The 12,010-nt window shown below is 68.9% G+C and carries 11 protein-coding genes; 7 read left to right on the plus strand and 4 right to left on the minus strand.

All coding sequences use genetic code 11. From position 1 onward, the window contains the following. Positions 1-9: 9 nt before the first annotated feature. Complete coding sequence (locus A6B37_RS04310; RefSeq protein WP_102771389.1) at positions 10-915, minus strand: LysR family transcriptional regulator; 906 nt, start codon at positions 913-915, stop codon at positions 10-12. Between the two features lie 131 nt (positions 916-1,046). Here A6B37_RS04310 and A6B37_RS04315 point away from each other — a divergent pair, with 131 nt between their 5' ends. The 4 genes from A6B37_RS04315 (at position 1,047) to A6B37_RS04330 (ending at position 6,033) form a co-directional block, all read left to right on the plus strand. After that, positions 1,047-2,255, plus strand: coding sequence for a CoA transferase (locus A6B37_RS04315; RefSeq protein WP_111825010.1), 1,209 nt, complete (start codon positions 1,047-1,049; stop codon positions 2,253-2,255). Positions 2,256-2,319: 64 nt separating this feature from the next. Beyond that, the gene (locus tag A6B37_RS04320; protein WP_111825011.1) at positions 2,320-3,291 is read left to right on the plus strand and encodes a tripartite tricarboxylate transporter substrate binding protein; all 972 of its coding nucleotides are present in this window, start codon (positions 2,320-2,322) and stop codon (positions 3,289-3,291) included. 27 nt (positions 3,292-3,318) lie between these two features. Further along, on the plus strand, positions 3,319-4,323 hold the full coding sequence (locus A6B37_RS04325; protein ID WP_111825012.1) for an MDR family oxidoreductase: 1,005 nt from the start codon (positions 3,319-3,321) through the stop codon (positions 4,321-4,323). Between the two features lie 105 nt (positions 4,324-4,428). Continuing rightward, positions 4,429-6,033, plus strand: a complete 1,605-nt coding sequence (locus A6B37_RS04330) for an ABC-F family ATPase (protein WP_168202106.1) — start codon at positions 4,429-4,431, stop codon at positions 6,031-6,033. Between the two features lie 38 nt (positions 6,034-6,071). Here the strand turns inward: A6B37_RS04330 and A6B37_RS04335 are convergent, their stop codons facing one another. From A6B37_RS04335 to A6B37_RS04345, 3 genes are all read right to left on the minus strand, one after another. Then, a complete protein-coding gene (locus A6B37_RS04335; protein WP_102771384.1) occupies positions 6,072-6,854 on the minus strand; it encodes an enoyl-CoA hydratase/isomerase family protein in 783 nt (260 codons plus the stop codon). A 65-nt stretch (positions 6,855-6,919) separates the two neighbouring features. After that, a complete protein-coding gene (locus tag A6B37_RS04340) occupies positions 6,920-7,885 on the minus strand; it encodes a tripartite tricarboxylate transporter substrate binding protein (RefSeq protein ID WP_111825013.1) in 966 nt (321 codons plus the stop codon). A 50-nt stretch (positions 7,886-7,935) separates the two neighbouring features. After that, positions 7,936-9,177 (minus strand): CaiB/BaiF CoA-transferase family protein, encoded by a 1,242-nt coding sequence (locus tag A6B37_RS04345; RefSeq protein WP_102771381.1) that lies wholly within the window; start codon positions 9,175-9,177, stop codon positions 7,936-7,938. A 219-nt stretch (positions 9,178-9,396) separates the two neighbouring features. On the opposite strand from A6B37_RS04345, the gene A6B37_RS04350 reads away from it, so the two are divergent. From A6B37_RS04350 to A6B37_RS04360, 3 genes are all read left to right on the plus strand, one after another. Further along, positions 9,397-10,167 (plus strand): ABC transporter ATP-binding protein, encoded by a 771-nt coding sequence (locus A6B37_RS04350; RefSeq protein ID WP_102771380.1) that lies wholly within the window; start codon positions 9,397-9,399, stop codon positions 10,165-10,167. A gap of 70 nt (positions 10,168-10,237) precedes the next feature. Beyond that, positions 10,238-11,236: an ABC transporter substrate-binding protein gene (locus tag A6B37_RS04355; RefSeq protein ID WP_102771379.1), complete on the plus strand. Its 999-nt coding sequence runs from the start codon at positions 10,238-10,240 to the stop codon at positions 11,234-11,236. After that, on the plus strand, positions 11,233-12,006 hold the full coding sequence (locus tag A6B37_RS04360; protein ID WP_102771378.1) for an ABC transporter permease: 774 nt from the start codon (positions 11,233-11,235) through the stop codon (positions 12,004-12,006). Before A6B37_RS04355 ends, A6B37_RS04360 begins: the two co-directional genes overlap by 4 nt. Positions 12,007-12,010: the final 4 nt, after the last annotated feature.

Consider the following 12,010-nt stretch of genomic DNA (forward strand, 5'->3'; position numbering starts at 1 on the left):
GCGGCGCGTTCAGCGCGCGCCCGCCATCACCTCCCGCGCCAGCTCGGGCAGGGCCTTGTACAGCAGGCGCGTGGCCGCGGTGGCCGGGCGCTGGCGGCTCAGGTCCATCAGCACGGTCTGGCGTATGGACGGATCGGTCAGGCGCAGCGGAACCAGGCTGCCGGCCTCGACCTCGGCCGACACCGCGTGGGCCGGCAGGATGCTGTGCAGGCCGGCGCGGCGCACGGCGTCCTTGATGGCCACGCCCGAATCGGCTTCCAGCACCACGTTCAGCTCGATGCCGGCGCGCAGCGTCAGGCTGTCGAGCACCGTGCGCAGGGCGTTGGGACGCACCGGCAGCGCCAGCGGCGCGGCCGCCAGGTCGGCCAGCCGCAACTCCCGCCTGCCGGCCAGCGCCGAACCGGCGCCGGTCACCACTTTCATCTCGGTTTCGAACAGCACTTCGTGCATGCGGGTGGAGGCGGCGCGATAGCGGTTGTAGATGCCGATGTCGATCTTGCCGTTGGCCAGCCAGGCCTCGATTTCACCGCTATAGCCTTCGAACACGCGCAGCCGGATGCCGGGATAGCGCGCCTGCGTGTAGGTCAGCAGCATGCCGATGAGCGGCTGCGACAGCGAGGGAATCAGCCCCAGGCTGACCACCCCGGCCGGCTTGCGCTGCGCGGCCCGGGCTTCCTCCAGCAACTGGTCGGCCTCCAGCAGCAGCGCCTGGGCGCGCGGCATCAGGCTTTCGCCCAGCTCGGTCGGCAGCACGCCGCGCCCGGTGCGAAAGAACAGGCGGCCGCCGAATTCCTGCTCCAGCTCCGACAACTGGCGGCTCAGGGCCGATTGCGCGATGCCCAGCGCGGCGGCCGCCCGCGTCAGGCTGCCGGCTTCGGCGATGCGCGTGAACATGCGCAGGTTCTTCAGATCCATGGCCGCGTCCCATCTGATTTCGAGATAACTGGTTTATCGAAATTGCCCGTTCCTGATGGAGCGATTTCAGCACAGAATTTCCTCACCCCCTTGCAAACGCCGCGCGGCAGGCCGCGCCCAGGAGTCAGCAGATGAGTTTCGAGGAAAGTGCGGGTCCGTTGAAAGGTGTGCGTATTCTGGATCTGTCGACCGTGGTGGCCGGCCCCTGGGCCGCGACGCTGCTGGCCGACCTGGGCGCGGACGTGCTCAAGGTCGAGATCCCCGGGCCGGGCGATCCCTTGCGCGCGCTGGCCCCGCACAAGAACGGCGTGCCGCTGTGGTGGAAGGTCGCCAACCGCAACAAGAAAGGCATTTCGGTCGACCTGCGCACGCCCGAGGGCCGCGACATCGTGGCCCGCCTGCTGCCGGACTTCGACGTGCTGGTGGAGAATTTCCGCCCCGGCACCCTGGACGGCTGGGGCATGAGCCGCGAGTGGCTGCACGGCCACAACCCGGCGCTGACCATACTGCGCGTCACCGGCTTCGGCCAGACCGGCCCGTACCGCAACAAGCCCGGGTTCGCGCGCGTGTTCGAGGCCATGAGCGGCCTGACCAACATCTGCGGCGAAGCCGACGGGCGGCCCCTGCATATGGGTTTTCCCATCGCCGACGCGGTGGCCGGCCTGTTCGGCGCGCTCGGCATCGTCTCGGCCCTGTACCGCGAGAAGACCGCGCCACGCGGGCAGGGCCAGGAAATCGACTGTTCGCTGATGGAGTCCATGTTCCGGGTCATGGATTTCCTGCCCATCGAGTACGACCAGCTCGGCATCGTGCGCGGGCGGCTGGGCAACAGCAGCCAGTACGCGGCGCCCGGCAACGTCTACCGCACTCGCGACGGCCACTGGGCTTCGATCGCCGCATCGACCCAGCGCATATTCGAACGGCTGTGCGTGGCGCTGGCGCTGACCGGCGTGGCCGAGGACCCGCGCTATCGCACCAATCCGGACCGGGTGCGCAACCGCGAGTCGCTCGACGCCCTGGTGTCGGCCGCCATCGCGCGCCACTCGCTGGAAGAGCTGGGCGCGCTGCTGGACGCCAACGCGGTGGGCTTCAGCCCCATCTACGACATCGCGGACATTTTCAGCGACCCGCACATCGCGGCGCGCCAGGGCATCGTCGCGGTCGAGGACGAGGAACTCGGGCCGGTGCGCATGCAGAGCGTGGTGCCGCGCTTTTCCGACACCCCGGGCGCGGTCCACCACGCCGGGCCCAGCCTGGGGCAGCACAACGCCGAGGTACTGGGCGCGCTGGGCATCGACGCCGGACAGCAGGCGCAGTTGCGCGAGCGTGGCGTGATCTGACGCGGGTTCCATCGCCACGGGGCCGCTACCGACAGGCTCCGGGCGCCATCAGGAGGAGACGACAATGCGCGCATGGATAGCAGGATGGATGGTGGCGGCCGGCCTGGCCGCCGCGGCGCCGGCCCAGGCCGCCGACCAATGGCCGGCCAAGCCGGTCAAGCTGCTGGTGGGTTTTCCGCCCGGGCAGGCCACGGACGCCGTGGCGCGGCTGCTGGCCGAACGCCTGTCGGCAAAACTGAACCAGCCGGTAATCGTCGAGAACCGGCCGGGGCAGGGCGGCAGTATCGCGCTGGCCGCGCTGGCCAAGGCCGCGCCGGACGGCTACACCATGATGCTGTCGGCCACCGCCTCGCTGGTGACCAATCCGCATCTGTACAAATCCACGGGCTACGACACGCTGCGGGACTTCGCGCCGGTCAGCCTGGTGGCCGACCTGCCGATGGTGCTGGTGGCCAACGCCTCGCAGCCGTTCAGCGACGTGGCGGGGCTGCGCGGCTACGCCCAGCGCCATCCCGGCGCGCTGAATTTCTCGTCCTCGGGCAACGGCACGCTGTCGCACCTGGGCATGGTGATGCTGGAGCGCCAGGCGCAATTGCAGCTGACCCACATTCCGTACCAGGGCAGCGCCAAGGCGATGACCGACATGATCGCCGGCAACGTCGCCATCGGCCTGGACACGGTGGCGGTGACCCTGCCGCACATCCAGTCCGGGCGCCTGAAAGCCCTGGCCGTGGGTTCCAGCCAGCGTCTGCCGATGCTGCCGGACACGCCCACCTTCGCCGAAGCCGGCTACCCCGATTTCCAGGCCAATCCCTGGCTGGGAATGCTGTTTCCCAAGGGCACGCCGCAGCCCATCGTGCAGCGCATGAACCAGGAACTGCGCGAGGCCGTCGCCACGCCGGCGCTGGCCCGGTCGCTCAAATCCATCGGCGCCTTCGCGCGCACCGACACGCCCGAGGATTTCACCCAGCTGCTGCGCCGCGAGTACGGCACCTGGGGCGAGCTGGTGCAGCTGTCGGGCAGCCGGGTCGATTAGCAACCGTCAACCACAGAGGAAAACCGCATGAAGCATGACGATCCATTCAAGGCCCTGCTGCTGACGCAGGACGACGGCCGTACCCTGTGCAGCCTGCAGGACTTGAGCCTGGCCGAGCTGCCCGCCGGCGACGTGACGGTCAAGGTCGAATACTCCAGCCTGAACTACAAGGACGCGATGGCGGTCACGGGCAAGGGCGGGATCGTGCGCGACTATCCCATGGTGCCCGGCATCGACCTGGCCGGCACCGTGCTGGAATCCGCCGCGTCGGACTATCCGCCCGGCGCGCCGGTGGTGCTGACCGGCTGGAGCGTGGGCGAGCGCTACTGGGGCGGCTACGCGCAGGTGCAGCGGGTCAGGTCGGAATGGCTGGTGCCGCTGGCCCCGGGGCTGGACAGCTTCAAGGCCATGGCGATCGGCACGGCCGGCCTTACCGCGATGCTGTGCGTGATGGAGCTGGAGGCCGCCGGCCTGACGCCGGCGGCCGGCCCGGTGCTGGTGACCGGCGCGTCCGGCGGCGTGGGCAGCGTGGCCGTGGCGCTGCTGGCGGGCCTGGGCTGGCGGGTCGCCGCGCTGGTGCAGCCGGGACGCGAGGCCGTGCATCCTTACCTGAAGTCGCTGGGCGCGTCCGAAATCGTTTCGGGGCCGGAATGGGCGGAGATGCCCCGGCCGCTGGAGAAGCAGCGCTGGGCCGGCGCGGTCGACACGGTGGGCTCCAAGGTGCTGGCCAGGACGCTGGCGGCGACCGAGTACGGGGGCGCGGTCGCGGCCTGCGGGCTGGCCGGCGGGGCCGACCTGCCGGGCACCGTCATGCCGTTCATCCTGCGCGGCGTGCGCCTGCTGGGCGTGGATTCGGTGATGTGCCCGCCGGCCAGGCGCCGCCAGGCCTGGGAGCGGCTGGGCCGGGTCTATGCGGACATGCCGTTCGCCGACATCGCCATGACGGCCGGCCTGAGCGAGGTGCCGCAGCTGGCCGCCCGGATGATGGCGGGCAACAACCGGGGCAGGTATGTGATCGACGTGAGCCGGTAACGGGAAAGGGGGAAGGGGGCGCGGGAAAGACCGGCTTGCTACAATGTCAGGTTTCCCGCGCGCGTCCTCTGGCGCCCGCAGCACCTCATACCCCCTACCCACACCGTGATATCCACTGCCAATCTCACCATCCAGTTCGGTCCCAAGCCCCTTTTCGAGAACGTCAGCGTCAAGTTCGGAGAAGGCAACCGCTACGGGTTGATCGGAGCCAATGGGTCCGGCAAGTCGACATTCATGAAGATCATCGGCGGCGATCTGGAGCCCTCGGCCGGCAACGTCTCGCTGGAGCCGGGCGTGCGCCTGGGCAAGCTGCGCCAGGACCAGTTCGCCTTCGAAGACCAGCGCGTGCTGGACGTGGTGATGATGGGCCACACCGAGATGTGGGCCGCCATGTCCGAGCGCGACGCCATCTACGCCAACCCGGAGGCGTCCGAGGACGACTACATGCGCGCCGCCGAGCTGGAGGCCAAGTTCGCGGAGTACGACGGCTACACCGCCGAGGCCCGCGCCGGCGAGCTGCTGCTGGGCCTGGAAATCGCCGTGGACCAGCACAACCTGCCCATGCGCGAAGTGGCGCCGGGCTGGAAGCTGCGCGTGCTGCTGGCGCAGGCGCTGTTCTCCAACCCGGACGTGCTGCTGCTGGACGAACCCACCAACAACCTGGACATCAACACCATCCGCTGGCTGGAAAACGTGCTCAACAGCTACCAGAGCACCATGATCATCATCAGCCACGACCGCCACTTCCTGAACCAGGTGTGCACGCACATGGCCGACGTGGACTATGGCGAGATCCGCATCTACCCGGGCAACTACGACGACTACATGCTGGCCTCGACCCAGGCCCGCGAGCGCCTGGTGGCCAACAACGCCAAGGCCAAGGAGCGCGTCGCAGAACTGCAGGACTTCGTGCGCCGCTTCGCCGCCAACAAGTCCAAGTCGCGCCAGGCCACCTCGCGCCTGAAGCAGATCGACCGCATCAAGTCCGAGCAGGTCGAGGTCAAGCCCTCGTCGCGCCAGAACCCGTACATCCGCTTCGAGCAGAACAAGGTCATGCACCGCCAGGCGGTCAACGTCGAGAACCTGTCCAAGGCCTACGACGCGCCGGTCATCAAGAACTTCTCGGCCATGGTCGAGGCGGGCGAGAAGATCGCCATCATCGGCGCCAACGGCGTGGGCAAGACCACGCTGCTGCGCCTGCTGGCCAATGACCTGGCGCCGGACGCCGGCACCGTGAAGTGGTCGGAAAACGCCGATCTGGGCTATATGGCCCAGGACGTCTCCGACCAGTTCCAGCAGACCGACATCAACCTGCTGGACTGGATGGGCGAACACCGCCAGCCCGGCGACGACGACCAGTCGATCCGCTCGGTGCTGGGCCGCCTGCTGTTCTCGGCCGACGACCTGCCCAAGGCGCCCAAGGTGCTGTCCGGCGGCGAAAAGAACCGCATGACCTTCGGCCGCCTGATGCTGGGCCGGCACAACGTCATGCTGCTCGACGAGCCCACCAACCACCTGGACATGGAATCGATCGAATCACTGCAGTTCGCGCTGGAGAAATACCAGGGCACGCTGGTGTTCGTGTCGCACGACCGCGAATTCGTGTCCGGCCTGGCCACGCGCGTGATCGAGATCCTGCCGTCCGGCGAGATCGTCGACTACCGCGGCACCTACGACGAGTACCTGACCTCGCGCGGCATCGACGCCTGAGGCCGGGCCCGGGCCGCCGTCGGCGGCCCGCAAGCCGTTCAATCCCATTTGTAGGCAAGCGGCTGTTTCTCGACGAAGCGGCGCGCGGCTTCGCGGTGGTAGGCGCTGTCGCGGCAGATCGCCTGGGCCATCGCTTCTTGCGCGTAGACGTCCTCGCGGGTGGACTCGTAGCTGCGGTTCATGATGGTCTTGGCCAGGCCCAGCGCCTGCGTCGGCGCGGCGTGGAAGCGCTCGGCCATGATCAGGGCCTGCTCCAGCGGATCGCCGTCGCACACGGCCTGCACCAGGCCGAGCCGCAGCGCTTCGTCGGCCGCGCACACCCTGGCGGTGAACACCAGTTCCTTGGCGCGCGCCAGGCCCACGGCGCGCGGCAGCAGGTACATGCCCAGCATGTCGGGCACGAAGCCGATGCGGGCGAACACCGCGCAGAACGTGGCCCGGCGGCTGGCGATGGCATAGTCGGCGCACAGCGCCAGCGACAGGCCGGCGCCGAAGGCCGCGCCATCGACCGCGCTGATCACGGGCTTCTCCAGGTCCACCAGCGTGTCGTACCAGCGGTGGATCTTGCGGATGCGCTCGCGTCCTTCGAACGCGTCCAGTCCCTGCGCATGCGCCTCGGTCATGGCCTTGATGTCGCCGCCGGCGCAGAAATGCCCGCCGGCGCCGGTCAGCACCACGGCCTTCACGCCGTCGTCGTCGCGCAATTCGGGCAGCGCGCGCGAGAACGCCTCGCGCATGTCCGTGCTGAGCGCGTTGCGCTGGTCGGGACGGTCCATGGTCAGCACGGCGGTGGCGCCGTGGCGGGTGATCTTCAAAGTCATCGGTGCTCCTTGGTTTGTTGCTGTTGGAATCCACGGTGATCATGCCGTGGTTTCCTCGTGTCTGCTTACTGCGCCTTGAGGCCGAGGTCGCGGGCCACCGGCAGCCAGCGGTCTCTCTCGGCCTGCACGAAGGCCGCGAACACGGCGGGGCCGCCGGGCATGGGCACCGCGCCGATGCCGGTCAGCTTGCGCTGCAGCTCGGGCTGCGCCAGCGCCTGGTTCACGCCCCGGTTCATGCGTTCGACGATGGCCGGCGGCGTGCCGGCCGGCGCTACCAGCCCGAACCACGCGCTGGCCTCGATGCCGGAATAGCCCAGCTCGGCGGCCGTGGGCACCTCGGGCAGGCCGGCGAAGCGCTTGTCGTCCAGCACGGCGAAGGGGCGGATCTTGCCGGCCTGCGCCTGCGTCATGCTGGAGGGCAGGGCGTCGAACATCAAGTCGGTGCTGCCGCCCATCAGGCCGACGATGGCCGGCGCGCTGCCCTGGTAGGGCACGTGCGTGACCTTGAATCCCAGCTTGCTGACGGCATATTCGCCGGCCAGGTAGGTGATGTTGCCGGTGCCGGCCGAGCCCATGGTGAGCTTGCCCGGGGCCTGCCGGCCCAGCGCCACCAGCGACTTGACGTCCTGCGCCGGCAGGTCCGGGCGCACCACCAGCAACAGCGGCGATTTGGCCATGCCGGAGACCGGCACGAAGTCCTTGGCCGGGTCGTAGTTCATCTTGGCGTACAAGGCCTGGTTCACCACCAGGGGCGCGTTGGAGCCGACGAAATAGGTCTTGCCGTCGGGCTTGGCGCGGGCCACGTGGTCGGCGGCGATCATGCCCGCCGCGCCCGGCCTGTTCTCGACGATGATGGGGGCCTCGCCGTCCTTGCCGACGGCCTGCGCCACCAGCCGGGCGATCTGGTCGGCGGCGCCGCCGGGCGGGTAGGGCACGACGAAGCGGACCGGCGCGTCCTGGGCGCGCGCGGACGCGGGCGCCAGGGCTGACAGGGCCAGCGCGGCGCAGGCCGCAGCGGAGAGAATGCGCATGGTGGTGTCTCCTGAGGGGGGCATGGCCGTCGCGACGGCGGTCGGGGTGGTCAGACGATGCCTTTGGCCCGCAGCTCGGCGATGCGCGCCTGGCTGAGGCCCAGGCGTTCGCGCAGCACGGCGTCGGTGTGCTCGCCCAGCGTCGGCGCGCCGCGCTCGTAGCGCAGCGGCGTGTCGCTCAGGCGGATGGGGTTGGCCACGGAAGGCGTCTCCACGCCGGCGCCGTGCGGCAGCGACAGCTGCATGCCCCGGTGGCGCACGTGCGGGTCCTGGAACACCTGCTCCATGTCGTAGATGGGGCCGCAGGGCACGTTGACCGCCTGCAGCGTTTCGACCCATTCGGCCATGGTGCGCGCCAGCATGGCCTGCGCGATGGGCGGAATCAGCGTGGCGCGGTGGCGGTTGCGCGCGCCGGCCGTGGCGTAGCGCTCGTCGGCCGCCAGCTCGGCGCGGCCGATGGCGCCGCAGAAGGCGCGGAACTGGGCGTCGTTGCCCACCGCGACGATGACCTCGCCTTGCTTGCAGGCGAACACCTGGTAGGGAACCATGTTGGAATGGGCGTTGCCCATGCGCTGCGGCACCCGGCCGGACAGGAAGTAATTGATGGCCTGGTACGAGGAGATGGTGACCACGCAGTCCAGCAGCGACATGTCGATGTGCTGGCCCGCGCCGCTGACGTGGCGGTGTTCCACGGCGGCCAGGATGGCGGTGCTGGTGTAGACGCCGGTCAGGAGGTCCGTGATGGCGATGCCCGACTTCATCGGTTCGCCTGCGGGGTCGCCGGTGATGCTCATCAGCCCGCCCATGCCCTGGAACACGAAGTCGTAGCCGGGCAGCGGCGCGTACGGCCCGTCCTGCCCGAAGCCGGTGATCGAACAATAGATCAGGCGCGGGTTCACCGCCCGCAGGCTGTCGTAGTCCAGCCCGTAGCGCGCCAGGGTGCCGACCTTGTAGTTTTCCACCAGCACGTCCGAATCCCGCGCCAGCGCCACGATCAGCGCCTGGCCCTCGGGCTTGGCCAGGTCCACCGTGATGGAACGCTTGCCGCGGTTGGCGCTCAGGAAGTACGAGGAATCCCGGGTTTCGGCGCCGTCGGCGTCCACCAGGAAGGGCGGACCCCACCCGCGGGTGTCGTCGCCTTCTCCGGGGCGCTCCACCTTGATGACCTCGGCCCCCATGTCGGCCAGCGTCTGCGTGGCCCAGGGGCCGGCCAGCACGCGCGTCAGGTCCAGTACCTTCAGATGCGAAAGGGCGCCGCGCGGCCGCGCGGCGTCGGTATGGTCCGGCTCCATATGTCTCCGATCGGGGTGGGCCCCGTTATGTATGCGGACCACCTTAATGAGCGGAGGCCGCAGCGTCCAATATCGTTTTATGTGGCAGCGATTCGATTCCGGTATTGCCGGCCCGGCTTTATTACCGGAAGCAGTTAAGACATTCGATATTGATCGTTTGGATTCATATAACGAATTGTTAGATTGGAGCCTCGTTTTCCATCCGCCACGGCTCGTTCCATGAATCTCACCTTCGACCAAGTCCACAAGCATTTCGGCGACCTGCCGGTGGTGGACGGCTTCGCCAGCGAAATCAAGACCGGAGAACTGGTCGCCCTGGTCGGCCCGTCGGGCTGCGGCAAGTCGACCCTGCTGCACCTGGCGGCGGGCCTGGAAAAGCCCACGGCTGGCAGCGTGCTGGCCGACGGCCAGGCCGTCGCCGGCCCGCATCCCAGCCGCACCCTGGTGTTCCAGGAGCACGCGCTCTATCCCTGGCTGACGCTGCTGGACAACGTGGCCCTGGCGCTGGAGTTCCAGAACACGCCCAAGGCCCGCGCCCGCGAGGCCGCGCGCCAGTGGCTGGCCCGCGTCAGCCTGGCCGGCTTCGAGGACTACTACCCGCACCAGGTGTCCGGCGGCATGCGCCAGCGCGCCGCGCTGGCCCGCGCCTTCATCGCGCAGCCGCAGACCCTGCTCATGGACGAGCCCTTCGGCGCGCTGGACGCGCTGACCCGCCTGAGCCTGCAGGACGTGCTGCGCCAGCTGATCGCCCAGGAAAAGCCCACCGTGCTGCTCGTCACCCACGACGTGGACGAAGCCCTGTTCCTGGCCGACCGCATCATCGTGTTCAGCCCGCGCCCGGCGCGGGTGCTGCGCGAGTTCAACCTGGCGCACCACGAAAAGACCCACGACCTGTCCGGCCTGGCCGCCGAAAAGCGCGAGATCCTGCGCCTGCTCGGCATCGCCGTGGACGGGTCCGACGCGCACGCCGACCTCGCCCTGGCCGCCTGACGGCGCGGCGCGCCTGTTTTTCGCGGCGGCGCGCAAGCGCCGCCGTTTCCGATTCCCCTGGAGCTCCCTCATGAAATTCAAGCAATGGCTGTCCCTGCCGCTGGCCGCGGCGCTGCTGGCAGCGGCCCCCGCGATGGCCGCCGAAAAATTCCGCGTGGGCTATCTGCGCGTCATGGACGATGCGCAGGCCATCGTCGCCCAGGAAGGCGGCTACTACCAGAAGGCCGGCCTGGATTCCGAACTGATCGAATTCAAGTCGGGCACCGACCTCATCAAGGCCATCGTCGGCGGCCAGCTCGACATCGGCGTGCTGGGCTTCACCAACGCCGTGGCCTGGGCCTCCAAGGGCGCCGACCTGAAGGTCGTGGGCGGCGCGCAGCAGGGCTACCACTCGCTGATCGTGCGCGACGATACCGGCATCAAGGACATCGCCGGCCTCAAGGGCAAGACCCTGGCCTCGCAGGCCGAAGGCAGCACGGCCGACGTGGTGCTCAAGGGCGTGGTGCTCAAGCAGGGCAACCTGGCCGCCGACGACGTCAACATCATGGGCGTGAGCCCGGCCGTGGCGGTGCAGTCGCTGGTGGGCAAGCGCGTGGACGCGGCCTTCCTGTTCGAGCCCTACGACCGCATCGCGCAGCTGGTGGCCCCGGTCAAGCAGATCTATGAAGTCGGCCAGGCCTGGCCGTTTCCGTGCATGGTCGTGATCACCTCCGGCGAAACGCTGGCCAAGCGCAAGGACGACGTCTGGAAGGCGCTGGACGCGCAGAACCAGGCCATCGAGCTGCTGCAGAAGCAGCCGGCCCAGGCCTCCAAGCTGATCGCCTCCTACTTCATCGCCGAGCCCACGCTCAAGACCCTGACCCGCGGCGAACTGCCGCGCGAGACGGTGATCGCCGAAGCCATCGGCACGCAGGTGTTCACGCCCAAGCTGACCGAGAAGGACACGCGCCGCATGCAGGAGATCGCCGACATCCTGCAGGCCCAGGGTTCCTTGAAGACGCGTGACGGCAAGCCGTACGACGTCTCCAGCATCGTCGACCTGTCCTGGCAAGAGGCTCGCAAGCTTTGAGCGCATCCACCCGAGTCACCGGCGCCCGCAAGCATCTGGCGGGCGTGCTGGGCGTATTGTTCATCCTGGCCCTGTGGCAGCTGGCTTCGCTGGCGCTGCCGGACTTCCTGATGCCGGGCGTGCCCACCGTCGTCGAGCGCCTGTTCGAGGACCTGGGCAAGCAGTCCTTCCACCAGAGCCTGCTGGGCACGCTGGGACGCCTGGGCGCGGGCTACGGCCTGGCGCTGGCCGCCGGCATCGGCTTCGGGCTGGTGGCGGCCGTGCTGTTCTTCTTCCGCGAAGTGCTGCGCAGCGCCATCGTCATCCTGCAATCGATCCCGTCGATCGCCTGGGTGCCGCTGTTCCTGATCGTGATGGGCTTCGGCAACACGCCCATCATCGTGGTGGTGGCGCTGTCGGCCTTCTTCCCGGCCGCGCTCAGCGTGATGAACGCCACCGAATCGGTGCAGCGCGTGCACGTCTCGGCCGCGCGCGTCATGGGCGCCACGCCCTGGGGTTTGGTCAAGCGCGTCTACCTGCCGGCCGTGATGCCCGAGCTCATCACCGGCGCGCAGCTGGCTTTCGGCAACGCCTGGCGCGCGCTGATCTCGGCCGAGATGCTGATCGGCTTCGGCAAGGGCCTGGGCCGCTCGCTGGCCTATTCGGGCGAGATCGCCGACATGACCGGCGTCATGACCAACATCCTGGTTATCGCGGTGCTGGCGGCGCTGATCGACCAGTTCGTGCTCGAAAATCTCAAGCACCGCCTGCTGCGCTACCAGTACGTGTGAACGA

The sequence above is a fragment of the Achromobacter sp. HZ01 genome, from assembly GCF_003267925.1.
GTDB lineage: Bacteria > Pseudomonadota > Gammaproteobacteria > Burkholderiales > Burkholderiaceae_B > Achromobacter > Achromobacter pulmonis_A.